19 protein-coding genes are annotated in these 22432 nt (G+C 75.4%); 10 read left to right on the top strand and 9 right to left on the bottom strand.

All coding sequences use genetic code 11. From position 1 onward, the window contains the following. The first annotated feature begins 95 nt into the window (after window positions 1-95). From BMZ16_RS00330 to BMZ16_RS00350, 5 genes are all read left to right on the top strand, one after another. Complete coding sequence (locus BMZ16_RS00330; protein WP_177199539.1) at window positions 96-938, top strand: SMP-30/gluconolactonase/LRE family protein; 843 nt, start codon at window positions 96-98, stop codon at window positions 936-938. Between the two features lie 114 nt (window positions 939-1052). Further along, window positions 1053-2714, top strand: a complete 1662-nt coding sequence (locus BMZ16_RS00335; RefSeq protein WP_255366269.1) for a phenylacetate--CoA ligase family protein — start codon at window positions 1053-1055, stop codon at window positions 2712-2714. Next, on the top strand, window positions 2714-3526 hold the full coding sequence (locus BMZ16_RS19085; RefSeq protein ID WP_177199540.1) for a hypothetical protein: 813 nt from the start codon (window positions 2714-2716) through the stop codon (window positions 3524-3526). The genes BMZ16_RS00335 and BMZ16_RS19085 overlap by 1 nt, the downstream gene beginning before the upstream one ends. Beyond that, window positions 3523-4671: a hypothetical protein gene (locus BMZ16_RS00345; RefSeq protein ID WP_218143288.1), complete on the top strand. Its 1149-nt coding sequence runs from the start codon at window positions 3523-3525 to the stop codon at window positions 4669-4671. The genes BMZ16_RS19085 and BMZ16_RS00345 overlap by 4 nt, the downstream gene beginning before the upstream one ends. Beyond that, complete coding sequence (locus tag BMZ16_RS00350; RefSeq protein WP_089797431.1) at window positions 4668-5849, top strand: hypothetical protein; 1182 nt, start codon at window positions 4668-4670, stop codon at window positions 5847-5849. Before BMZ16_RS00345 ends, BMZ16_RS00350 begins: the two co-directional genes overlap by 4 nt. Window positions 5850-5896: 47 nt before the next feature. On the opposite strand, the gene BMZ16_RS00355 is transcribed toward BMZ16_RS00350, so the two are convergent. The 5 genes from BMZ16_RS00355 to BMZ16_RS00375 all read right to left on the bottom strand — a co-directional run bounded on the left by BMZ16_RS00355 (window position 5897) and on the right by BMZ16_RS00375 (window position 13377). Further along, on the bottom strand, window positions 5897-7165 hold the full coding sequence (locus tag BMZ16_RS00355) for an FAD-dependent oxidoreductase (RefSeq protein WP_089797433.1): 1269 nt from the start codon (window positions 7163-7165) through the stop codon (window positions 5897-5899). 125 nt (window positions 7166-7290) lie between these two features. Beyond that, window positions 7291-7584: a GNAT family N-acetyltransferase gene (locus BMZ16_RS00360; protein ID WP_089797435.1), complete on the bottom strand. Its 294-nt coding sequence runs from the start codon at window positions 7582-7584 to the stop codon at window positions 7291-7293. Then, window positions 7581-9386 (bottom strand): FAD-dependent oxidoreductase, encoded by a 1806-nt coding sequence (locus BMZ16_RS00365; protein WP_089797437.1) that lies wholly within the window; start codon window positions 9384-9386, stop codon window positions 7581-7583. Before BMZ16_RS00365 ends, BMZ16_RS00360 begins: the two co-directional genes overlap by 4 nt. Window positions 9387-9452: 66 nt before the next feature. Beyond that, complete coding sequence (locus BMZ16_RS00370; RefSeq protein ID WP_089797439.1) at window positions 9453-10937, bottom strand: hypothetical protein; 1485 nt, start codon at window positions 10935-10937, stop codon at window positions 9453-9455. Window positions 10938-11172: 235 nt separating this feature from the next. Continuing rightward, window positions 11173-13377 (bottom strand): catalase, encoded by a 2205-nt coding sequence (locus tag BMZ16_RS00375; RefSeq protein ID WP_089797441.1) that lies wholly within the window; start codon window positions 13375-13377, stop codon window positions 11173-11175. A gap of 218 nt (window positions 13378-13595) precedes the next feature. On the opposite strand from BMZ16_RS00375, the gene BMZ16_RS00380 reads away from it, so the two are divergent. Continuing rightward, on the top strand, window positions 13596-14657 hold the full coding sequence (locus BMZ16_RS00380; protein ID WP_089797444.1) for a hypothetical protein: 1062 nt from the start codon (window positions 13596-13598) through the stop codon (window positions 14655-14657). Here BMZ16_RS00380 and BMZ16_RS00385 read toward each other — a convergent pair. Continuing rightward, the gene (locus tag BMZ16_RS00385; protein ID WP_089797445.1) at window positions 14654-15328 is read right to left on the bottom strand and encodes a class I SAM-dependent methyltransferase; all 675 of its coding nucleotides are present in this window, start codon (window positions 15326-15328) and stop codon (window positions 14654-14656) included. The genes BMZ16_RS00380 and BMZ16_RS00385 overlap by 4 nt on opposite strands. 78 nt (window positions 15329-15406) lie before the next feature. On the opposite strand from BMZ16_RS00385, the gene BMZ16_RS00390 reads away from it, so the two are divergent. After that, window positions 15407-15862 (top strand): ScoMcrA-related endonuclease, encoded by a 456-nt coding sequence (locus tag BMZ16_RS00390; RefSeq protein ID WP_089797447.1) that lies wholly within the window; start codon window positions 15407-15409, stop codon window positions 15860-15862. On the opposite strand, the gene BMZ16_RS00395 is transcribed toward BMZ16_RS00390, so the two are convergent. Beyond that, window positions 15850-16434 (bottom strand): TetR/AcrR family transcriptional regulator, encoded by a 585-nt coding sequence (locus BMZ16_RS00395; protein ID WP_089797449.1) that lies wholly within the window; start codon window positions 16432-16434, stop codon window positions 15850-15852. The two genes, BMZ16_RS00390 and BMZ16_RS00395, sit on opposite strands and share 13 nt — an antisense overlap. A gap of 54 nt (window positions 16435-16488) precedes the next feature. On the opposite strand from BMZ16_RS00395, the gene BMZ16_RS00400 reads away from it, so the two are divergent. Then, complete coding sequence (locus tag BMZ16_RS00400) at window positions 16489-18138, top strand: FAD-binding protein (protein WP_089797451.1); 1650 nt, start codon at window positions 16489-16491, stop codon at window positions 18136-18138. Window positions 18139-18187: 49 nt separating this feature from the next. Here the strand turns inward: BMZ16_RS00400 and BMZ16_RS00405 are convergent, their stop codons facing one another. Next, window positions 18188-19189, bottom strand: coding sequence for a LacI family DNA-binding transcriptional regulator (locus BMZ16_RS00405; protein WP_089797453.1), 1002 nt, complete (start codon window positions 19187-19189; stop codon window positions 18188-18190). A gap of 240 nt (window positions 19190-19429) precedes the next feature. Here BMZ16_RS00405 and BMZ16_RS00410 point away from each other — a divergent pair, with 240 nt between their 5' ends. Continuing rightward, window positions 19430-20956 (top strand): alpha-N-arabinofuranosidase, encoded by a 1527-nt coding sequence (locus BMZ16_RS00410; protein ID WP_089797456.1) that lies wholly within the window; start codon window positions 19430-19432, stop codon window positions 20954-20956. After that, complete coding sequence (locus BMZ16_RS00415) at window positions 20953-21741, top strand: alpha/beta fold hydrolase (protein WP_089797459.1); 789 nt, start codon at window positions 20953-20955, stop codon at window positions 21739-21741. The genes BMZ16_RS00410 and BMZ16_RS00415 overlap by 4 nt, the downstream gene beginning before the upstream one ends. Here the strand turns inward: BMZ16_RS00415 and BMZ16_RS00420 are convergent. Next, complete coding sequence (locus BMZ16_RS00420; RefSeq protein ID WP_143082690.1) at window positions 21731-22345, bottom strand: VanZ family protein; 615 nt, start codon at window positions 22343-22345, stop codon at window positions 21731-21733. The genes BMZ16_RS00415 and BMZ16_RS00420 overlap by 11 nt on opposite strands. Between the last annotated feature and the right edge of the window lie 87 nt (window positions 22346-22432).

A 22432-nucleotide genomic window follows, 5' to 3' on the forward strand; every position in this document is an offset into this window, starting at 1 on the left:
GCCGGATCGTACGGGCAGCCCGCGTGCCGACGTGCGCCCCGCTCGCGGGCACGCGAGGCTCGGACGCACCGCCGTCCCCGTCCCGAGGAGCACCGTTGCTGCGAGCAGAGCAGGTCACCGACGCCGTCGCCTACCACGGGGAGGGTCCGTGCTGGTCACCCACGTGGGGCGGGCTGCGCTGGGTGGACATGCTGGCGGGCGACCTGCTGACCCTGCGGGACGACGGGTCCGTGGACCGGCTGCACGTGGGCGACGTCGCCGCGTTCGTCCGGCCGCGCAGCCGCGGCGGGTACGTCGTGGGGCTGGAGCGCGGCATCGCCCTGGCGGACGCGCCCGACGGCCTGCCCGTGCCGCAGCCCGAGCTGTGGTCGGACACCGGGGTGCGGCTCAACGAGGCCGGGTGCGACCCGTGGGGCGTGCTGTACGCCGGCTCGATGGCCTACGACGCGCGCCCCGGCGGCGCGACGCTGTACCGCATCACCCCCGCCGGTGACGTCGAGGTCGTGCTCGACGACGTGACGATCTCCAACGGCATCGACTTCTCGCCCGACGGCACCCTGGCCTACTACGACGACACCGCCACGGGCCGGACCGACGTGTTCGACGTCGTCGACGGGCGCCTGACGAACCGCCGCCCGTTCGTCACCGGGACCGACGAGAGCCCCGACGGGCTCGTCGTCGACTCCGCGGGCAACGTGTGGGTGGCGCTCCACGGGGACGGTCGCGTGCGCTGCGTCTCCCCGGACGGACGCACGCTCGCCGAGGTGGAGCTGCCGGTGCGGCTGGTCACGGCGTGCACCCTGGGCGGACCCGACCTGCGCGACCTGTACGTCACGACCTCGCGGGAGAACCTGGACGACCCGGAGCCGGAGGCCGGTGCGCTGTTCCGGGTGCGGGTCGACGTGCCCGGGCGGCCCGTGCTGCCGTTCGGCGGCTGACCGCCCGCGGCGCGTGCGGCCGTCGGACGCGGCAGGTGAAGTTCACCCGGGATGGTGCGCGACCTGCGACGACGCGCACCCCTGCCGTCGGACGCGGCTTGTAGGGTGCCCGGCGTGACCTCCCCGGCCCCGCTGACGAGCGCCGTGCGGCAGGCCGCCCTGCGGCTGGCCACCTGGTTCGTGACCGCCGCGTACCGCCTGTACCGGCTGCACCCGGCGCTGTGGCGGTTCACGGCCCGCAACTACCACCCGGCCATGGAGCGGTTCGCGCGGCTCAACGCGTGGATGATCTGCCAGCACGCGTACCTCGACGTCCCGGCGTACCGGCACCACGTCGAGGAGGGCGGCTTCCGGTTCCGGTGGTGGGACCTGACGACGTACCGCCCGACGTCCAAGCACGGGTACGTCGACCGGTACCCCGAGGACCAGCGGTGCTGGAACGGCCTCATCGAGACCGTCGGCACCGTGGTCGACGAGTCCAGCGGGTCATCGGGCACGCCGTACAACTGGATGCGCTCACGGCGGGAGCTGGCGACCGTCCACAAGAACGTCGCGGGGTACGTGACGTCGCTGTTCGGCACGCGCCGGCTGTTCGCGATCAACGCGTTCTCGATGGGCGCCTGGGCCACGGGCACCAACACGGGCATCGCGATGTCGCGCATCGCGATGGTGAAGAACACCGGCCCCGACATCGACAAGATCGTCGACACCCTGCGGCACTTCGGCCCCGGCTACACGTACCTGGTGTGCGCGTACCCGCCGTTCCTCAAGCACCTGCGCGACCGGCTCGACGCCGCGGGGTTCGACTGGGACGCGTACGACCTCAACGGGTTCGTCGGCGGGGAGGCGCTCACCGAGGGGCTGCGCGACTACCTCGAGGACCGCTTCGGTCGCGTGTACTCCGGGTACGGCGCGTCCGACCTGACCATCGGCATGGCGGGGGAGAGCGACCTGGCCGTGTGGGTGCGGCGCACGCTGGCCGCGGGCGGCCCGCTGCGCGACGCCGTGCTGGGCCCGGACGAGACCCGCACGCCCATGGTCTTCCAGTACAACCCGCTCGAGACGTACATGGAGACCACGCCCGACGGCCGCCTGCTCGTGACGCTCAACTCGGCGGACATCATGAGCCCCAAGCTGCGCTACGACATCGGGGACGAGGCGCGGATCGTCACCTTCGACCGGCTCAAGGCCGCGATCGCGGAGCTGCCCGAGCCGGCGCGCGACCGCCTGGCGTTCGGGTTCGAGCGCGCCCACGCGATCCAGCGCATGCGGCTGCCGTTCCTGCTGCTCTACGGGCGCAAGGACTCGACGGTGTCGTACATGGGCGCGCACCTGTACCCGTTGGACGTCGAGAACGGCCTGTACCTCGACAACCCGCACGCCGCCGCGATCGAGTCGTTCAGGCTGGCGCTCGTCGACGTGGGGGACCACGAGCAGCGCCCGGCGATCCACCTGCAGCTGCGGGCGGACGCCGACCTGGACGACGCGGCCCGCGCGGACCTCGCGACGCGGGCGGCGGCGGGCGTGCTGGACCACCTCGCCTCGGTGTCCCGCGACGTGGCGCAGTCCCTCGAGGAGGACCCGACGGCCGCCGACCTGCGCGTCCACGTGCACGACCACGGCACCGGGCCCTTCGCCGGCGGGCAGACGACGATCAAGAACGTCTACCTGGTCGACCCGGGCGACCGGGACGCCACGACCGCGCACCCGACGACCGCGCGCCCGACGACCGCGCACCCGACGGCGGCGCGCCCGACCGCCCCGGGCCGCGCCTGATGCGCTCGCGCGACTTCTCGCGGGCGCCGGTGCAGGCCCGTGCGGGGGCGCTGGCCGTCGTGGAGCGGCCCGGCGGGGACCGGGCGTGGGCACGGCGGGCGCGCCGCGCGGCCCGGGCGGCGGCCGGGCACGTGTGGACCGCCGGGGTGCGGGCCCGCGACGCCGACGGCCGACGCGTGCGCGGGCTGGTCGTCTGCTTCGCCACGCCCGCGCACGCCGACGCGTTCGCGGCCGGTGCGGACCCGGTGCGGGACCGTGCGCGGGTGTTCCGGGCCGACCCCGAGGGGTACACCAACGGTGTGTGGCGGGCCGAGGGCGACACCATGGCGCACATCGAGCGGTTCACGGCGCTGAGCAGCGAGACGTCGCGCGGGCGCACCCCGCCGGCCGTCGCGCCCGCGCCGCCACGGCGCGCCGCGCGCACGGCCGACGACCCCGCGGGCCGACGGGGCGGGCCACCGGGGCACGGGGACGCCGGTACGGCCCGTACCCCGGCCCGCGGCGGGGCGATGTTCCTCGGGGCGACCCGCTACCGCGGTCCGCACTCGTGGGCGGTGCTCTCGCGCGAGTGGTACCCCATGGTCGCGGCGATGCGCCGCATGCGCGGGCACGTGTGGCACCGGGTGTACTGGGAGCCGCCGTTCACCCTGGGGACGATCGCGTTCTTCACCGACCGCGACGCGCTGCTGCTCTTCGCCCGGCTGCCCGCGCACCGGCGGCTCATGACCTGGATCACCCGGGACCGCCGCCACGGCACCGGCGGGTACATCCGGGTGCATGTCGCCGCCGACGCCTCCGGGGGTGCCGCGTGAGCGACCTGCGGGTGGAGCCGGTCGCGTCGCGCGCCGACCTGCGCGACTTCGTCGACCTGCCGCTGCGGCTGCACCCGCGCGAGCTCGCGGTGCCGCTGCTCGCCTCGACGGTGCGGGCGTGGTGGCGCGGCACGTCCCCGCACCCCGAGCCGGTCGAGCTGCTGCTGGTGCGCGACGGTGCGGGCCGGGCCGTCGGACGCACGACCGTCCACACCGACGCGCGTCTCGACGCCCGCCTGGGCGCGCCGTCGCTGCTGTTCGGTGCCACCGAGTTCGCCGACGCGGCCGCAGCCGCCGCGCTCCTGCGCGCGCTCGAGGACCGCGCGGCCGGCCGCGCCCAGCTCTTCGGGCCCGTCTCGCTGCTGCCCAACCAGTCCGGCGGGGTGATCACCTCGGGGTTCGCGACCCGCGGCTTCGTGGACTCCCCGTGGAACCCCGCGCACGTGCCGGCGACGTACGAGGCGCTCGGGTTCGAGCGCTGGGGCGAGGCGGACACGTGGGTGGTCGACGTGACCGCGGCGTCGCGCGACGGGCTGCCGTCGGAGGCGGAGTGGGCGGCGGCCGGGCTGCGCCTCGAGCGCGGGCGGCGCTCGCAGGTGGGGCGGCTGGTGCCCGAGGTGCTCACGGTGCTCAACCGGTCCTTCGCGGCGCTGCCGTACTACACGCCCATCACGGACGCGGAGATGGCGTTCGCGACCGACGGGCTGGGCCACCTGGTCGACGAGGACCTGCTGCTGCTGGCCCGCGACGTGACGACCGGGGCACTCGTCGCGTTCGTGCTGGTGGTGCCGGACATCACGGCGTTCCTGCAGCGCGTCGGCGGGCGTCTGGGCCCGCTGCAGCAGCTGCGGCTGCTGGCGACCCGGCGCCGGTACCGGCGCGACGCGGTCCTCGTCATCCAGGGCACCGAGCCCGACCGTCAGGGCCAGGGGGTGCTGACGCTGCTGTCCCGCACGCTGCAGGCGCACCTGGCCCGGGGCGGGTACGGGCGCCTGCGCTCGACGTTCGTCGGCCGCGACAACCCCGCCTCGGCCCGCCAGCTCCAACGGTTCGGCGGCCGCCCGCTGCACGGCGTGACGTTCTACCGCAGGCCGGTCGCCCCCGGCCCGACGACCGCCGCCCCGGCGGCGAAGGAGACCCGATGACCCCGACCCCCCGCGGTCGCACCCCCGACGGTGCCACCCCCGGTGCCACCCCCGAGGGCACCGCCGCGACCGGCGCCACCCGGGTGCCGCCGGTCACCGACGACGACCTGCACCGTTGGGTGCGCGTCGCCGGGCGCGCGCCGTCCGCGCACAACACGCAGCCGTGGTCGCCGCGCGTCGTCGACGGCACCGTCGAGGTCGCGGTCGTCCCCGACCGCGTGCTCGCGGCGGGCGACCCGTCCTTCCGTGACCTGCTCCTCTCGCTCGGTGCGTGGGTCGAGTCCTTCGCGATCGCGGCGGCCGCCGACGGCCGGGGGGTGCGCGTGTCGCCGACCGACCGGCTCGACCGGCTCGCGGACCTGCCGGTGCGTGGCCCGGCCGACCCCGGTGCGCCCGTCCTCGTGCTGCACCCGCAGGCGGCGCCGTACGCGACGCCCTTCACCCCGGCGGACGTCCGCGACCGGCGCACGCACCGGGGGCACCTCGACCCGGCCCCCGACCTGCGGGCCGACGTCCCGACGCTGCCCGCCGGGCTCGCGCTGCTCCAGGTGGACGACGCGGCCATGCGGCACCTGGTGCGGCTCGGTGGCGCGTGGACGGCCTCGCGCCGTGCGGTCGCGGCCGAGCTCGTGCGCTGGCTGCGGCTGGCCCCCGCCCACCCCCGCTACGCCCGGGACGGCATGACGGACCGCATGCTGCTGCTGCCGGCACCCCTGGCACGCCTCGCCGCACCGCTGACGCGCCGCCCGGCGCTGCACGACGCCGCGCTCACCGTGGTGGGCGTCGCCGGGCGCGCGGTCGAGGCGGTCGGTCGCACCCGCCCGCTGCCCGCGCCGCCGGCGCCCGACGAGCCCCTGACCGGTCCGCAGCACCTCGTGCTGGTGGCCCGCACGCCCGGCGTCCGCAGCGGCACCGAGGAGCTCGACGCGAGGCTCGGCCTGCCGCCCGCCGACGTGGTCGAGGCCGGGCGGGCGCTGCAGCGCACGTGGCTGCACGCGCACCGCGCGGGGCTGGCGGTGGCGCCGCACTCGGAGGTCGTCGACTCCCCGCACGCCGTGGCGGGGCTGCGCCGGCGCCTCGGCCTGCGCCGCACGCAGGTGGCGCTGGCGGTGTTCAGCGTGGGCCGGCCGACCGCGCCCGCGCCGGCCTCGCCGCGCCTGACGGACGCGCCCGCCTGACGGACGCGCCCGCCTGACGGCGAGCGGCCGGTCGCCGGTGGGCGTCGTCAGGGCACCGGCGTCCGCGGGCGTCGGCCCCACGCCGGCACCCGCTCGGGCCGCGGCCCGAGACCCACGAGGCGTGCCGTCAGTCCGCTGAGCGCGGGCACCCGGCGGAAGAGCCGTGGACCGCGGTCCGGTGCGACGCCCGGGTCCCCGGCGATCGCCGGCCCGATCGCGCGCGCGTGCATGACGCGCTGCACCCCCTGGACGACGGCGGTCGGCATCCGTCGGCGGGCCTGCACCCGCCCGACGAGGTGCGTGGGGAACGGCCCGCGGAACACCCCCGACCGCAGCGGTCCGGCCAGCAGCCGGGCCGCGGCGATGGCGTCCTGCACCGCGAGGTTGACGCCGACCCCGCCGATGGGGGACATGGCGTGCGCGGCGTCGCCGAGGCACAGCACCCCCGGGGCCGACCAGCGCCGCAGTCGCTCGAGGCGCACGTCGAGGTGCTTGACGTCGTCCATCGAGGCGAGCCGGTGGACGTCGCCGGCGAGCTCCGGCACGAGCTCGGCGACCTCGGCGCGGAACGCCTCGATCCCCCGGGCACGCAGCGCCGCGTCGGTGCCCTTGGGGCCGAGGTACGCCATCTGCAGGTACCCCTCGCGCGGGATGGTCACGAGCGCGCGGCCGGGGTGGATCCGCGGCACGAGCGCGCCGCCGACGGGTCGGCTCGTCGGGACCTTGAACCACCAGACGTCGAACGGGACCGGGAACGCCCGGGCGGGCAGCCCGACCGCCCGGCGGACCACCGACCAGCGGCCGTCGCACGCCACGACGAGGTCGGCGTGCAGCGTCCCCTCGCCCTGCGGGGTGCGGTACCGCACGCCGGTGACGCGCTCGCCGGTGCGCACGACGTCCGTGACCTCGTGCTCGCGCAGCAGCGTGAACGTGGGCTCGGCGTCGCCGGCGTCCGCGACGAGGTCGAGCAGGTCCCACTGCGGGACCATCGCGATGTAGGGGTACGGCACGCGCAGGCGCGAGAAGTCGACGACCGGTACGGGGTCGCCGCCCGCGGGGTCCGGCAGCGTGATGCCCTCGACGCGGGAGTGCGGCAGCGCGAGGAACCGGTCGATGAGGCCGAGGTCGTCCAGCGCCTGCATCGTCGAGGGGTGCACGGTGTCGCCGCGGAAGTCCCGCAGGAAGTCGGCGTGCTTCTCCAGGACCGTCACCTCGACCCCGGCGCGGGCCAGCAGCAGGCCGAGGACGAGCCCGGCGGGCCCGCCACCGACGATCGCGCACGTCGTCCGTGCCGTGGTGGTGCCGTCCGACGTCATGGGGACCCCCTGTCCTCGCAGGGACATCCTGCCCGATCTGCCCGGTCTGTCCAGGGTCCCGTGCGTCGAGGTCCGGTCGCGCGCGGGAGCGCGTCCTCAGCGAGCCGCGGGCACAACCCTCACAGTCAGTCCACGAGGTCGGCGTACCGCGGGTGCTCGTCGACGTAGGCCCGGACGAACGGGCACTGCGGGACGACCCGGCGGCCCGCCGACCGTGCGTCGTCGAGCGCGTACGCGGCGAGGCGGGAGCCGAGGCCCTTCTCGCGGCGCGCGGGGTCGACGACGGTGTGCTCGAGGACGACGCGGTCGCCGTCGACCGCGTACCCGAGCTCGCCGGCCTCCTGCCCGTCGATGCGCAGGACGTAGCGGTGCCCGGCCTCGTCGTGCTCGACCACGGGCTCGTGCGTCTCCTGCGTCATCGCTCCACCTCACGTCGACGGACGGGTCCCGGCGAGCCTAGCGAGGGGTCCGCGACCCCTCGGGCGGACGGGTCCGTCCGCGTGGCGTCGCCCGCGGGCGCCCGGTGCCGCACGACCGTCAGTGGCAGCGCCGCCGCGGCGTGCGCCGGGACGGCGGGCCGCGCGGGCGCGACCGGCGCCACCCGGCGGTACGGCTCACCGAGGGCGGGCCGCGGGTCGGGCTGCCCGGCGTTCGGCCACGTCGCGCACGCCCGCTCGGCCTGCGCGGTGATCGTCAGCGACGGGTTGACCCCGAGGTTCGCGGAGATCGCCGACCCGTCCACGACGTGCAGCCCCGGGTGCCCGAACACCCGGTGGTACGCGTCGATGACGCCCGTCGAGGCGTCCGCGCCGATCGTGCAGCCGCCGAGGAAGTGCGCCGTCATGGGGACGTCGGCGATCTCCCCGAGGGTGCTCATGGGGATGCCGTCGAGGTGGCGGGCCATCGCCCGGTACGCGGCGTTGGCCTGCGGCAGCCACGTGGGGTTCGGCTCGCCGTCGCCACGGGTCGACGTCAGCCGCCACCGGCCCGTCCACGTGCGGCGCGGGCGCACGGTGAGCGAGGCGCCGCCGGTCTGCATGACGAGGCCGATGACCGACCGGTCCGACCACGTCCGCAGCCCGCCGAGCACGGACGCCGCGTGCCCCGGGTGCCGTACGACCTGCCCGAGCCAGCGCGCCCAGCGCGGCACGCGCCCGCCGCCGTCGGTGAGGACCGTGCCGAGCAGCCCCATGAGGTTGGACCCGCGCCCGTACCGGACCGGCTCGATGTGCGTGCGCTCGTCGAGCCACACGGAGGACGTGATGGCCACGCCGCCGTTGACCCGCGGCCCACGTGCGCGGGGCCGGCGGGCGGCACCGCCGAGCGCCTCGGAGTTGGTGCGCGTCAGGTGCCCGAGCCGGTCGGACAGGTGCGGCAGCGTCCCGTCGGCCTTGAGACGGTGCAGCAGCTCCTGGGTGCCCCAGGCCCCGGCGGCGAGCACGACCTGGTCCACGGCCACGATCGTGCGCGGGCGCCGCCGGCCGGTGGGGACGGTGACGACGTCCCAGCGGCCGTCGTCGTGCGGGACGAGCGAGACGACCGTCGTGTCCGGGACGATGCGCGCGCCCGCGCGCTCGGCGAGCCACAGGTAGTTCGTCTCCAGTGTGTTCTTGGCGCCGTGCCGGCAGCCCGTCATGCACTCCCCGCACTCGAGGCAGCCGCGGCGCTCGGGGCCGACGCCGCCGAAGAACGGGTCCGGCACCGCGGCCCCGGGCTCGCCGAACACGACGCCGACCGGCGCGAGCCGGAACGTCCCGGCGACGCCGAGCTCGTGCGCGGCCGCGCGGACCACCTCGTCGGCCGGGGTGAGGGTGGGGTTCTGCACCACCCCGAGCATCCGCTGCGCCTGGTCGTAGTGGGGGGCGAGCTCGTCGCGCCAGTCCGTGAGGGACGCCCACTGGGGGTCGCGGTAGAAGTCGTCGGACTCCGGGCGGTAGAGCGTGTTGGCGTACACCAGGGACCCGCCGCCGACCCCGGCCCCGGCCAGCACCACGACGTCGGGCAGCACGTGGATGCGCTGGATGCCGCGGCACCCCAGCCGCGGCGCCCACAGGAACCGGCGCACGTCCCAGGACGTGCGCGGCAGGGTGTCGGGGGTGAACCGGCGGCCCGCCTCCAGGACGGTCACCCGGTAGCCCTTCTCCGACAGTCGTAGGGCAGCGACCGAGCCGCCGAACCCGGAGCCCACGACGACGACGTGCGGGGCGTCGGGGCTCGGCATCGAGCGCACCTCCGGGGTGTCGCAGCAGGTCGGAGGCCCGACGATAGCCGCACCGGGGACCCGGGGTCAGAGGTAGCCGCCCGTCGTCGTCTGCGGGGTGGCCTCCTCCTCCACGTGCGTGAGCACCCCGCGCAGCACGAGCGTCTCGTACCCGGGCCGGCGCACCGCGAGCCACGGGGTCCGCGACATCGGGCACTGGTGGACGCTGACCGTCGCGCCGGGGACCTGCGGGGCGAGGGCGGCGACGTCGCCGGCCGCACCCGTGAGGTGCCGGGTGAGGTAGGTCTCGGCGCCGGGGCCGCGGATGCCGACCGTGCGCAGGCACGTGCACCGGCTGCACTCCTCCTCGACCGTGGTGCGGTGCTGGTCGACGAGCCGCTGCGTCGCGGCCGCGAGCGGGCGGCGCAGCAGACGCTGCGCCCCGACGCCGCCGAGGAACGTCGCGAGCAGCACGAGCGCCCAGGCGACGGCGTCCACCTCGCGGGCGTGCGTGGCGTACAGGTCGGCGAGCAGGCCCTCGGTGACGACTCCCATGACGACGAGACCGACGACGAACCCCGCCCCGGCGCCGGTGACCGCCAGACCCGCACGACGCCGGCCGGCGCCGAAGTCGTCCGCCACGTCCGGGAGCCACTGGCGGATGTACGCCAGGACGCGGGCGTCCGTCGCCGACAGGCCCGGGGTGTGCGGCAGGCGCCAGCGCCGCCACACGACGACGGTGACGACGGCCGCCAGCGCCGGCACCCACACGGGCCAGGACGCGACGATCCCGACCGCGACCAGCACCGTGGCGACGGCGGCGGTGACCAGCCCCGGCAGCCGCTCGCGCCACCACCGCTCGGGCGTCGCCCGGGCGTCGCGCATCGCGACGACCTCCGTGGCCGTGGGTCGCATGGCGACGAGCGCCTCGAGGACGAGTCGGGCCCCCGCCGCGTCGCCGCGCTCCTCCAGGGCTCGCACGACCTCGACGACGTGCCGCTGCCCGTCCTCGGGTGCGGGCACCATCTCCACCAGCGTGCGGGCGGTGGCCCCGACGCGTCGGGTCGCGGCGGCGGCGTCGGTGGTGGACCGCGCGAGGGTGTCGACGACCAGCACGCGCCGGGTCAGCAGGGTGGTCCCCGGCGCGATCTCCTGCAGCAGGTGCCAGGTGGCGTCCGCCACCTCGTGCCGCCCGGCCAGCTCGGCGGCGCGGGCGAGGATGTAGCCGTGCGTGACGGCGACGGGCCCCTGCAGGCCCTGGCCGACCCGGTGCAGGGCGCCCAGCGCGTCCTCGTCGCCCAGGGCGGCGCGTGCCGCGACGGCGACGACGTCGGCCCAGCTGACGCTGCCGGCGGCGTCCAGGTCGATCTCGCCGACGTCACCGAGGATGTCGAGGGCGGCGGCCGGGTCGCCGTCGAACATCGCGGCCCGTGCCCGCGCGGCGCGGGTGTCGGCGTCGGGGGTGCGCCGCGCGTGGGTCTCGACGAGTCCCCGCACCACGTCGAACTCGTCCATGGTGTCGGCGGCGCCCCGCCAGGCCCCCAGCAGCGCGTCGGCGTCGATCTCGGGCATGGCCACCACCTGGTCGCGGGCGGGTCCGGCGCGCCCGCGTGCAGGCACATCCCATCCCGGGCGGGGTGGCCGGTGGGGGCACTTCGGATGTGACCTGGGTCACATCCGCGACCCGGTGCGGCGGTCCGTCGGCCTCCGCTGCGCCGCGCACGCCGCGGACCGGCAGGACCGACGGTGCCCGTCGCGCCGGAGCCGCGCGCCCGCCGGGTGACGGGACGCGCGGCTCCGGGGTGCGTCACACCACCGCCGCGGGGAACCTCTCCCACGCGCGGTGCAGCGCGAGCTGCGCGAGCAGCGTCTCGGCGATCGTCGTCGCGTCGTCGGCGAGCAGCACACCCGGCGCCTGCGGGTCGACGCCCGCCGCGTCGAGCACCGCCGTGGCGGCGGGCACGGCGGCCACCGACTTCGCGTGCCGGTACGCCTGCTGGACGAGCAGGACGACCCGCGGGTCGACGGCCACACCCGGCCCGCCGGCCTTGGCGTCGAACGACGGCTGCGCGTCCGGCGCGGGTGCGGCGGCGCCCAGCAGGACGAGCGCGTCGAACTCCGGCGACGCCGCGGTCAGCCAGGTGCGCTGCGCGACGACGTCGGGACGTGCCGGGTCCAGCGGACCGCCGTGCGGCGCGACCACCAGGGGCAGCACGCCCGCGGCGTCGAGCGCGTCGCGGACCGCGGTGAGGGTCCCGAGGTCGGTCGTCGGGTCGGCGACCAGGCCGACCACGCGCCCGTCCACGGGCCACTGCTTGCCCACCTGCGACAGCGTCGGGCTGGGCTGGACGTCCGGGACCTCGACGGTCGGCGCGGGCGCCGGCAGACCGAGACCCGCGGCGACGGTCGCGCACAGGCCGGCGTCGATGTTCGCCAGCGCCTGCAGCTGCCGCTCCTTGATCGCCTGCTCGAAGCACTTGCCGAGCTCGAACGTGTACGCCTGGGCGGTGTGCGCCTGCTCGACGGGCGTCAGGCTGCGCCAGAACATCCGCACCTGGCTGTAGTGGTCGTCGTACGACGCGGGGTTCGCGCGCTCCTTGACGCCCTCCGCCACGCGCGTCGGCAGGTCGATGAACGCCAGGTCCGCGCCCGCGTGGAACGGGCAGCCGCCGTCCAGCGAGTTCGGCTTGTACGGCGCGACGCCGATGTGGTCGGCGGTCTGGTGCATGCCGTCACGCAGCATGTCGTTGACCGGGGCGTGCGGCCGGTTGATGGGCAGCTGCTCGAAGTTCGGCCCGCCGAGCCGGCTGAGCTGGGTGTCGAGGTACGAGAACAGCCGGCCCTGCATCAGCGGGTCGTTGGTGACGTCGATGCCGCGCACCAGGTGCCCGACGTGGAACGCGACCTGCTCGGTCTCGGCGAAGTAGTTGCGCGGGTTCGCGTCGAGCGTCAGCAGGCCGATCGGCTGCACGGGCGCGAGCTCCTCGGGCACCAGCTTGGTCGGGTCGAGCAGGTCGATGCCCTCGAACGTCTCGTCCTCGGTGTCGGGGAACACCTGGATGCCGAGCTCCCACTGCGGGTACGCGCCGTGCTCGATGGCCAGCGCCAGGTCGCGGCGGTGGAAGTCCGGGTCGGTGCCGGCGGTGAGCTGCGCCTCCTCCCACGTCTGGGAGTGCACGCCCAGCTTCGGCTTCCAGTGGAACTTCACCAGCGACGTCGACCCGTCCTCGGCGACGAGCCGGAAGGTGTGGACGCCGAAGCCCTCCATCGTCCGGTACGAGCGCGGGATGCCGCGGTCGGACATGTTCCACATCGTGTGGTGCTGCGCCTCGGTGTGCAGCGAGACGAAGTCCCAGAACGTGTCGTGCGCCGACTGCGCCTGCGGGATCTCGACGTCCGGGTGCGGCTTGACCGCGTGGATCACGTCGGGGAACTTGATGGCGTCCTGGATGAAGAACACCGGGATGTTGTTGCCGACCAGGTCGAACGTGCCCTCGGACGTGTAGAACTTCGTCGCGAACCCGCGGGTGTCACGCACGGTGTCCGCCGAGCCGCGCGAGCCGACGACGGTGGAGAAGCGGACGAACACCGGCGTCGTGACGTCGGGCTGCAGGAACTGCGCGCAGGTGAGCCTGGACGCCGTCCCGTAGGACTCGAACCGGCCGTGCGCGGCCGCACCGCGGGCGTGGACGACGCGCTCGGGGATCCGCTCGTGGTCGAAGTGCGTGATCTTCTCGCGCAGGTGGTGGTCCTGCAGCAGCGTCGGGCCGCGGCGGCCCGCCTTCAGCGAGTGGTCCGTGTCCCGCAGCGGGGCGCCGCTCGCGGTGGTGAGGAACGCGCCGTCCTGGGACCGGGTCGCGGGATCACCGCCCCAGGGGCGACCGGTGGGGGAGACCGCGGCGGGGCCGGTGCTCGCGTCCTTCGGGGGCAGCGGCTCGCGGGGCTCGGTGGGCTCCTCGAGCGGGGCGGGAGCGGAGCCCGGGGCGCCGGGCTGAACGGGGGTGTCGGTCACGAGGACGCTCCTGTGCTCTGGTTCGTCGGCCGCCCGGTGGGACGGCTCGTGCCCGGTCCACTATCGGGTGGGTGGGTGAGGTCCGCATCCCGAGGATCGACGTCCTCCCGGGGTCGCGGCGGCCGGATGAGCCCGTCGCGGACGGCGCGTGTGCGGCACACTGCACGCACCGCGTCCGGGCTCGGCCGTCCCGGACGCCCGGAGCGAGGCGGGGGACGATGAGGCAGACGGACGACGCGCACGACGACGTGCTGCTGGACGACGACGTCGTCCCGCCGCCGCCGGCGGGTGAGCCGTACCCGGCCGGCACGGTCGCCGCGCCGGTGCCGGACCTGCCGGCCGTGCCCGACCTGCCGGCCGTGCCCGACCCGCCGGCCGTGCCCGACCCCCCGGCCGTGCCCGGGCAGCCCGACGACGCCCCCGTGGGGGCGCTCGGCGCCGCGCTGGCGGAGGCCGTGGCGCTCGACCCCGCGCTGCCGGGCGCCGGGGTCACGGAGCCGGACACGGAGCCGGACACGGCGCCGGACGGCGGGGACGCCGGCGACCGGCTCCCGCCCTGGGTGGCCCGCGTGATCGACGCCTACCCGCGCCCGACGTACCCGATGGCGCGCGAGTGGGACGTGTCGATCCAGGGGCTGGTGCGGCTCGTGCCGTTCGTCCCGCGGTTCGCCACCGCACCGCTCGCGCTGCTCGACCGCTTCGGTGCCGTCACCCTGTCACCGCAGAAGGTCGGGCTCGACGGCAAGGACGTCACCTGGGACCGGGTCGTCGAGGTCCGCACCGAGCCGGCGTGGACCTGCCTCTCGGCGGAGATGTTCGAGGCGGACCTCGCGCGGTTCGTCACCGTCATCCCGCCGGTGCCCGGGCGGGGCTGGGTGCTGCGGCGGATCAGCGAGCTGCTGATGTCGCTCTACCTCTCGGTGCTGCCGCCCGAGGACGCGCCCGAGGACGCGCTCGAGGACGCGCTCGCGGAGGTGCAGGCCGACGCGGAGGCCGGTCTGCTGTCCCGGGTCGTCACGACCGTGGTGTACCGGCGCCGGTTCGGCACGGGCGAGGCGACCGTCAGCGCACCGTCGGCGCTGCTGCAGCTGGTGCTGCCGGGCACGGCCGGGACGATCGTGGAGACGGCCCGTGCGCACGGCGTCCCCGTACGGCACGTGCCTGCGGTGGACACGAGCATCGGGTCGGTCATCCGGCGGGGCGCGAGCTGGCGGCGGGCCGTGAGCGGACTGCGGGACGACCTGACGTCGCGCTGGGGCGGCGGCCGGCAGGACGGCTAGGGACCGGTCCGGTGCACGGGTCGCGCAGGGGCCGGGACCGCCGGGCGTGAGGCCCGCCCCAGCACGTGCGGTGACGCGGGCTGCGTCCGGCCGGGCGGGAACATGAACCGCTCGAGGTCGTCGATGACGAACCCGGCCGCCGTGATCGCGGCGACCGTGTCACGGCCGGTGTGGCAGCCGCCGCTGAGGAACGGCCACAGCGTGGCGTCCACGACGCGCTGCACGCGCCGCAGCGTCGGGGTCTGCGCGGCCACGTGCTCGTAGAACCGCAGCTCACCGCCGGGTCGGAGCACCCGGAACGCCTCGCGCAGCGCCGCGGGCGGGTCCCCGACCGAGCAGAGCACGAGCGAGGCGACCACCACGTCGGCCGACGCGTCCGCGAACGGCAGCCGCTCGGCGACCGCGTCGAGCACCCGCACGGGGACGGTGGCGTCCGTGACCCGTCGCTCGGCCCGCCCGCGCAGGTACGGCTCGGGCTCGACGGCGACGACCGAGGTGACGGCGGCGGGGTAGTGCGGGAAGTTGGCGCCGTCGCCCGCCCCCACCTCGACGACCTGCCCGCGCAGGCCCGCCAGGATCCGGCGCCGGTGCGCGGCGACCCCCTGGGCGTCGAGGGCCGGTGACGCGCGGGCGTAGACGCGCGCGAAGACCGGGTGGCGGCAGGCGGTCACCCGCCCAACGTCGGACCGCGGCCGACCGGTGTCAAGGGTCACGGCGGTGCCCGTCGCGGCGCGACGTAGGCTCGTGCCGTGGCCACCTTCTCCTCCGTAGCGCGTCAGCACGTCCTCCAGGCGATCGAGGAGTACGACCGCCGCGGGGCCGACGACTTCCTCGCGGTCTACGGGTTCGCCCCGAACCCCGCGTGGACGATCCGGCACGAGGGCCGCGAGTACGACCTGCCGGCCGTGGTCGGCGTCGCCCACCGCTACGCGACGGGACGCCTGGCGACGTCGGACGACCTGGCCGGCAGCCTGCCGGTCGCCGGTGCGATCCTGCGCAAGCGGGGCTTCGAGGTGACGGAGCCCGCCGGTGCCTCGACCGCGCGGGCGGTCCGTGCGGCCGCCGCCCCCCGCGCCCGCCGGACGACCACGGCCGCCGCCCCCGCCAAGCCGCGCCGGGCGTCGGAGCCGGAGCGCGTCGCCCCGGTCTGCCCGACGTGCTCGATGACGCTGCCCGCGACCGGGATCTGCGACTACTGCGCCTGACCGCGGCGCGACCGCCGTCGCTCAGGCGGGGGTGAGGGCAGCACGCCGTCCACCAGCGCGCGCACGTCCTCGCCGCCCTCGCTGGTGGCGACGATCCCGTAGGCCATCCGCACGGCCAGCAGCACGTCGGCGGTGGTGAGGGCGGGCGCGACGAGCCCGGCCCGTTGCGCGCGCGGCAGGGTCTCCTCGACCAGCACGCGCAGCCGGTGGCCGCCGTCGTAGTCGGGCATCGAGCGTCGGGCGTCGACGACCATCTCGACGAACGCCGACTCCTCGACCACGAGGTCGAGCAGGCGTGACCACAGGCGGACGAACGTGTCCGGTGCGTCGTCGTGGGCGACGGCCGTCAGCTCCTCGAGGTGCGTCTCGAAGACCGCACGGGCGAGGTCGAGGCGGGTGGGGAAGTGCCGGTAGAGCACGCCCTGGCCCGTGCCGGCCTCCTGCGCGATCGCGCTGAGCGGCACGTGGTAGCCGCGCTCGGCGAAGAGGCGGCGGGCGGCGGCGAGGATCGCGCGCCGGTTTCCCGCGGCGGCCGCGGGACCTCGATTGACGCGCCCCGTGGTTCTGGGCATAGTGGCATTCAACCATCCGGACAATGTTGTCCGGTTTACCGGGAGCGAGGGCACGTGTCCGACCGCGAGCAGACCTACGACCACACCTACGACGTCGTCGTGGTGGGCACCGGCGCCGCCGGCTTCGCCACCGCGATGGGCGCGATCGACGAGGGACTGAGCGTCCTGCTGGTCGAGAGCACCGACAAGTGGGGCGGCAGCACCGCGATGTCCGGTGGCGGCATGTGGATGCCGGACAACCCGCTGATGCGCCGCGACCGCGTCGGCGACTCCCGCGAGGAGGCGCTCACCTACCTCGAGGCGACCGTCGGCGACGCCGGCCCGGCCACCGACCGCGCCCGCAAGGAGGCGTTCGTCGACGGCGTCGAGGACTTCGTCGTCACCGCCGAGAAGCACGGCATGGTGTTCGCCCGCGCGGCCGACTACCCCGACTACTACCCCGAGCGGCCGGGCGGCAAGATCGGGCGCGCCATCGAGATCGAGCCGCACGACTCCCGCAGGCTCGGGCCGTGGTGGGGCTCGCTGCGCTCGGCCGTGCCGCTGCCCGCCAAGACCGACGACGTGTGGTTGCTCGGGCGCGCCTGGTCCACCCCCAGCGGGTTCGTCCGCGGCGCGCAGCTCGTGTTCCGCGCCCTGGGCGGCGTCGTCACCGGCAAGCGGCTGGTCGGCATCGGCAACGCGCTCGCGGCCGCGTTCTGCAAGGCCGTCGTGATCGACGGGCGGGCGCCGATGTGGCTCGAGACGCCCATGGACGACCTGATCGTCGAGGACGGCCGGGTCACCGGGATCACCGTGACCCGGGACGGCCGCACCGAGCGCATCCGCGCCACGCGCGGCGTCATGCTGGCCTCGGGCGGCTTCGAGGCCAACGTCGAGTGGCGGCGCAGGTACCAGGGCATCGACGGTGCGCCGTCGGGGAACCCCGGCAACGTCGGGCACCCGATCGAGGTCGCGGCCCGTGCCGGCGCGGCGCTCGACCTGATGGACGACGCGTGGTGGGGGGCCTCCATCGCCACGGTCGACGGTGAGCCCGCCTCGTTCATCGTCGGCGAGCGGTCCATGCCGTTCTCGCTGATGGTCGACGCGACGGGGGCGCGGTTCGCCAACGAGTCCGAGTCCTACGTGGACCTCGGGCACCACATGCTCGAGCACGACAAGGACGGCGCGTACTGGCTCGTCTTCGACGCCCGCCACGGCCGGCGCTACCTGCGCATGTTCGCCATGGACCCGCGCCAGAAGAAGGCGTGGACGGAAGCGGGCATCACGGTGAAGGCGCCCACGCTCGCCGCCCTGGCCGACGCGATGGGCGTGGACCCCGAGACGTTCCGCGCGACGATCGAGCGGTTCAACGGGTTCGCGCGCACCGGCGTCGACGGCGAGTTCGGGCGCGGCAACTCCGCGTACGACCGGTACTACGGCGACCCGCTGGTGCACCCCAACCCGAACCTCGGCCCCATCGAGAAGGGCCCGTTCGTGGCGTACCGCGTCGTGGTCGGCGACCTGGGGACGAAGGGTGGCGTGCTCACCGACGCCCACGCCCGCGCCCTGCGTGAGGACGGCAGCGTCATCGAGGGCCTGTACGCCGCGGGCAACTGCTCGGCCTCGGTCATGGGCCGCACGTACCCCGGGCCGGGGTCGACGATCGGTCCGGCGGTCGTCTTCGGTCTGCGCGGTGCCCGCCACATGGCCGCCGCCCGCGCCTGACAGGTCGGTCGCGCAGAGCCCGGCCGGGGCGGGCAGGACCCGGCCGGGCTCAGCGCGTGGTGCCGCGCACCACGAGCCGCACGGGCATCACCAGGTGCTCGGCCTGGACGTCCTCACCGGACAGCCGACGGTCGAGCAGGCGCAGCGACTCCTCGATCACCAGGTCCGTGCGGGGGTCCACCGTCGTGAGGCCCGGTGTGAGGTGCGCGCTGACGGCCAGGTTGTCGAAGCCGACCACCTGCACGTCGTCCGGGATGCGCAGGCCGCAGTCGTGCAGCCCCGCCATGACGCCGATCGCCACCTGGTCGGTGACGGCGAAGACGCCGTCGATCGGCAGGCCCTCGGCCACGGCGGTGCGGATCTGCTCGCGGCTCTCGGACATCTCGAAGTGCAGGGGCGGCAGGACGAGGCGCTCGTCGGGGACGAGCCCGGCCTCGACGTGCGCGGCGCGCCACCCGGCCGTGCGCATGCCGACCATGCCGGTCTCGGCCGGGTCGCGCGTGCCGCCGGCGATGGCGATGTGCCGCGCACCGCGGGCGATGAGGTGCGCGGTCGCCAGGTGGGCGCCGTCGAAGTTGCCGAGCATCACCTGGTCGAGGTGGTCGGGCATCCGCTTCTCGCCGAGCAGCACGAGCGGCATGTCGCTCTGCAGGCGGGCCACCTCGTCGTCGTGCATGCCGACGACGGACAGCAGGACGCCGTCGTACATCTGCAGCCGCGCCTGTGAGAGCGCGCTCAGCTCGCCCTCCCGGCTGGCCCCGGTCTGCTCGATCACCAGGTGCCGGCCGGCGGGCCGCAGGGCGTCGGTCACGGCGGCCGCGAGCTCGGCGAAGTAGGGGTGGTCGGCGCGGGGGATGGACAGCGCGATGGTGCCGCTGCGGCCGGCTCGCAGGCTGCGGGCCGTCAGGTTCACCTGGTAGCCCAGCTCGTCGACCGCCGCCAGGACGCGGCGGCGGGTGGCCTCGCTGACGCGCGGGCGGCCGTTCACCACGTTCGACACCGTCATCACGGAGACACCGGACGCCTTGGCGACGTCCTTCAGTGTGGGCATGTCGCCACCCTACGGAGTGTGGGCCGTCGCGCGGGAGCCGATCCGCTTGACTTTTCCGATCGTGTACCCGAAGGTCGGGTTGCGCCGCGTGTAACGATAAACCCGAGGACTCGACGACGAGGCTCCCTCCGCCCCCGGCAGCCGGACCCCGTCGCCCGTCCGGAGGTCTGCGCGCACGGCGGCCACGCGACTCCCGGTGCGTCAGAGCCGACGCCCGGCACCGACCTCGAAGGGACCTTCGTGTCTTCCCTGACTGCCGTCATCGACCTCGACCTTCCCGGGCCGACGATCAGCCGCCACGTCTACGGGCACTTCGCCGAGCACCTGGGGCGCTGCATCTACGGCGGCTTCTGGGTCGGTGAGGACTCGGAGATCCCGAACGTCCGGGGCATCCGCACCGACGTCGTCGAGGCGCTGCGCGCGCTGCGCATCCCCAACCTGCGCTGGCCCGGTGGCTGCTTCGCCGACGACTACCACTGGCGCGACGGCATCGGCCCGCGCGACGAGCGTCCCCGGATGGTCAACTCCCACTGGGGCGACGTCGTCGAGGACAACTCCTTCGGCACCCACGAGTTCATGGACCTGTGCGAGATGCTCGGCGCGGAGCCGTACGTCAACGGCAACGTCGGCTCCGGCACGGTCCGCGAGATGAGCGAGTGGGTCGAGTACCTCACCCGCGCGGACGACTCGCCGATGGCGGCCCTGCGCCGGGCCAACGGCCGCGACGAGCCGTGGGCGCTGCCGTTCTTCGGCATCGGCAACGAGCCGTGGGGCTGCGGCGGCAACATGACCGCGCAGCACTACGCCGACCTCGCCCGCCAGTACGCCACCTACGTGCGCAACCACGGCGGCAACACCGTCTACAAGATCGCCGCCGGCGCCAACGCCGACGACTACGCGTGGACCGAGACCCTGATGAAGGTCTCGCAGAAGCTGGGCTGCGGCTGCGACCCGCGCGGCTTCTTCCAGGGCATCTCGATGCACTACTACACGATGTCCGGCGACTGGAGCGACAAGGGCCACGCGACGGCGTTCGACACCGACGACTGGTACGTCACCATGCGCCGCGCCCACAAGATCGAGGAGCTCGTCCGCGGGCACTCCAACGTCATGGACGCGTACGACCCCGAGCACCGCATCGGCCTCGTCGTCGACGAGTGGGGCACGTGGTGGAACGTCGAGGAGGGCACCAACCCGGGGTTCCTGTACCAGCAGAACACGCTGCGCGACGCCCTGGTCGCGAGCCTGCACTTCGACACGTTCCACCGCTACGCGCACCGCATCTCCATGGCGAACATCGCGCAGACGGTCAACGTGCTGCAGGCGATGATCCTCACGGACCCGACGACCGGTGCCCTGGTCCTCACGCCCAGCTACCACGTGTTCGAGATGAACACCGGCCACCACGACGCCTCCGCGCTCGCGGTGAACGTCAAGGGCGCGGTGCCCACGCGCGACGTCGAGGGCAAGGCGCTGCCGTTGCTGTCGATGTCCGCGTCGACCAAGGACGACGCGGCGCTGGTGTCCCTGTCGAACCTCGACGCCGACACCCCGACGACCGTGGTGCTGGACCTGCGCGGCCGTGAGGTCGTCGAGTTCTCGGCCCGCGTCCTGACGGCGCCGTCGATCCAGGCGCACAACACCCCCGAGCAGCCGGACGCCGTCGCGCCCGTCGCACACGACGGCGTCCGGCGCCACCCCCGCGGGCTCGAGGTCGACCTGCCCGCGCGCTCCTACACCACGGTGCGTCTCGGGCTCGGCGCATGAGCGGGGCGGAGGCGCTGGTCGGTGACCCGCTGACCGTCCACCGCTCGGGTGACCCCACGGCCCCGACGGTGGTCCTGCTGCACGGTGTGACGGACTCGGGCACCACGTGGCCGGACCTGCTGACGCACTGGGGCGACCGGTACGACGTCCACGCGCCGGACCTGCGCGGGCACGGGGCGTCCCCACGGTTCACGCCCGAGCAGCTGCCGCTGGCGCCCGAGGTCATGCTGGCGGACGTCGTCGCGCTGCTCGACGGCCTGCCGCTGCCCGTCGCGCTGGTGGGGCACTCCCTCGGCGGGCTGCTCGCCCTGCGGGCGGCGCTGGCACGCCCGGAGCGGGTGCGGGCGCTCGTGGTCGAGGACCCCGCCAGGCCGACGGGGGCACGGGTCCCGGACCCGCAGTTCTCGGCGATGCTGCTCGGTCAGACCCGCGTGGTGATCGAGGACCGCGGCGCCGAGATCGCCCGCATGCGCCGCGAGACCCCGTGGAGCGACACGGAGATCGAGGCGTGGGCGGCCACCCGCGCGGACGTCGACCAGGAGTACCTGCGGCACGGGCTGTTCCTCGGGGACGCCGCGTGGGAGGAGGCGTTCGGCGCACTGGCGGTGCCGACGCTGCTCGTCCTGCCGGAGGAGGCCCTCATGGCGCCGCGGCCCGACGGGTTCGACAACCCGCTGGTGCGCACCGTCGTGGTGCCCGGGGCGGGGCACTGCGTGCGGCGCGACCGGCCCGACGCGTACCACGCGGCGGTCGACGCGTTCCTGGCGGAGCACCTCACCGCCTGACGCCCCGTGGGGTGCGGCTCGTCCCGCGGCGGGTGTCCTGCGACGCCCGCCGCGGACGGCCCTTCCCGCCCCTGCGGCGCCGGTGGGCCAGGGACGCGACGAGCCGTACCGCCGTGCCGACCGCGGCACCCACCGCCACGCCCACCAGGTTGTCCACCAGGTCGTTCGAGTCGCAGATGCGCGAGATCCGCGGCACCGCGTACTGCACCGCCTCCACGACGAACGGCAGCGCCACGACCAGGCCCAGCAGGGCGCGGCGGGTGCGGGCGTCGCGGGGCAGCGCCGCCAGCAGCGCGAGCGGGACCAGCAGCAGCACGTTCGCCGCGCGCTGGTCGAGCGCCAGCACGTTGTGCAGGTCCAGCGGCGTCCAGGAGTCCAGGGCGCAGACCCGTTCGCCGGAGCGCTGCGGCTCGCGCGGCGTCAGGGTGAGCGCCACCACCAGGCCCAGGGCCGCGACCCACGCGGCCACACCGAGCGCGGGCAGCCGCAGCCGGCGCCCCACGGGTCGCGCCAGCACCACGACCGCCACGGCCGTGACCGCCAGCACCAGCGGTGCGTACGGCGTGTGCCGCCACCACACCTCGAGCCACCCCGGCACGTGCACCCTCCCGTCGTCCGACCGGCACGCCACCGGTCGGTCGACCCTAGGCGCCGCGGGTCGCCGGGCGCGTCACCCACCGGGGCTGCCGTC

The organism is Cellulomonas sp. KH9, assembly GCF_900114185.1.
Lineage (GTDB): Bacteria > Actinomycetota > Actinomycetes > Actinomycetales > Cellulomonadaceae > Cellulomonas.

Excerpts from the sequence above, each read along its gene's own strand:
- BMZ16_RS00395 (WP_089797449.1), bottom strand. The coding sequence starts at position 16,434 with ATGCCCAGAACCACGGGGCGCGTCAATCGAGGTCCCGCGGCCGCCGCG.
- BMZ16_RS19085 (WP_177199540.1), top strand. The coding sequence starts at position 2,714 with ATGCGCTCGCGCGACTTCTCGCGGGCGCCGGTGCAGGCCCGTGCGGGG.
- BMZ16_RS00405 (WP_089797453.1), bottom strand. The coding sequence starts at position 19,189 with ATGCCCACACTGAAGGACGTCGCCAAGGCGTCCGGTGTCTCCGTGATG.
- BMZ16_RS00415 (WP_089797459.1), top strand. The coding sequence starts at position 20,953 with ATGAGCGGGGCGGAGGCGCTGGTCGGTGACCCGCTGACCGTCCACCGC.
- BMZ16_RS00350 (WP_089797431.1), top strand. The coding sequence starts at position 4,668 with ATGACCCCGACCCCCCGCGGTCGCACCCCCGACGGTGCCACCCCCGGT.
- BMZ16_RS00355 (WP_089797433.1), bottom strand. The coding sequence starts at position 7,165 with ATGACGTCGGACGGCACCACCACGGCACGGACGACGTGCGCGATCGTC.
- BMZ16_RS00380 (WP_089797444.1), top strand. The coding sequence starts at position 13,596 with ATGAGGCAGACGGACGACGCGCACGACGACGTGCTGCTGGACGACGAC.
- BMZ16_RS00360 (WP_089797435.1), bottom strand. The coding sequence starts at position 7,584 with ATGACGCAGGAGACGCACGAGCCCGTGGTCGAGCACGACGAGGCCGGG.
- BMZ16_RS00370 (WP_089797439.1), bottom strand. The coding sequence starts at position 10,937 with ATGCCCGAGATCGACGCCGACGCGCTGCTGGGGGCCTGGCGGGGCGCC.
- BMZ16_RS00365 (WP_089797437.1), bottom strand. The coding sequence starts at position 9,386 with ATGCCGAGCCCCGACGCCCCGCACGTCGTCGTCGTGGGCTCCGGGTTC.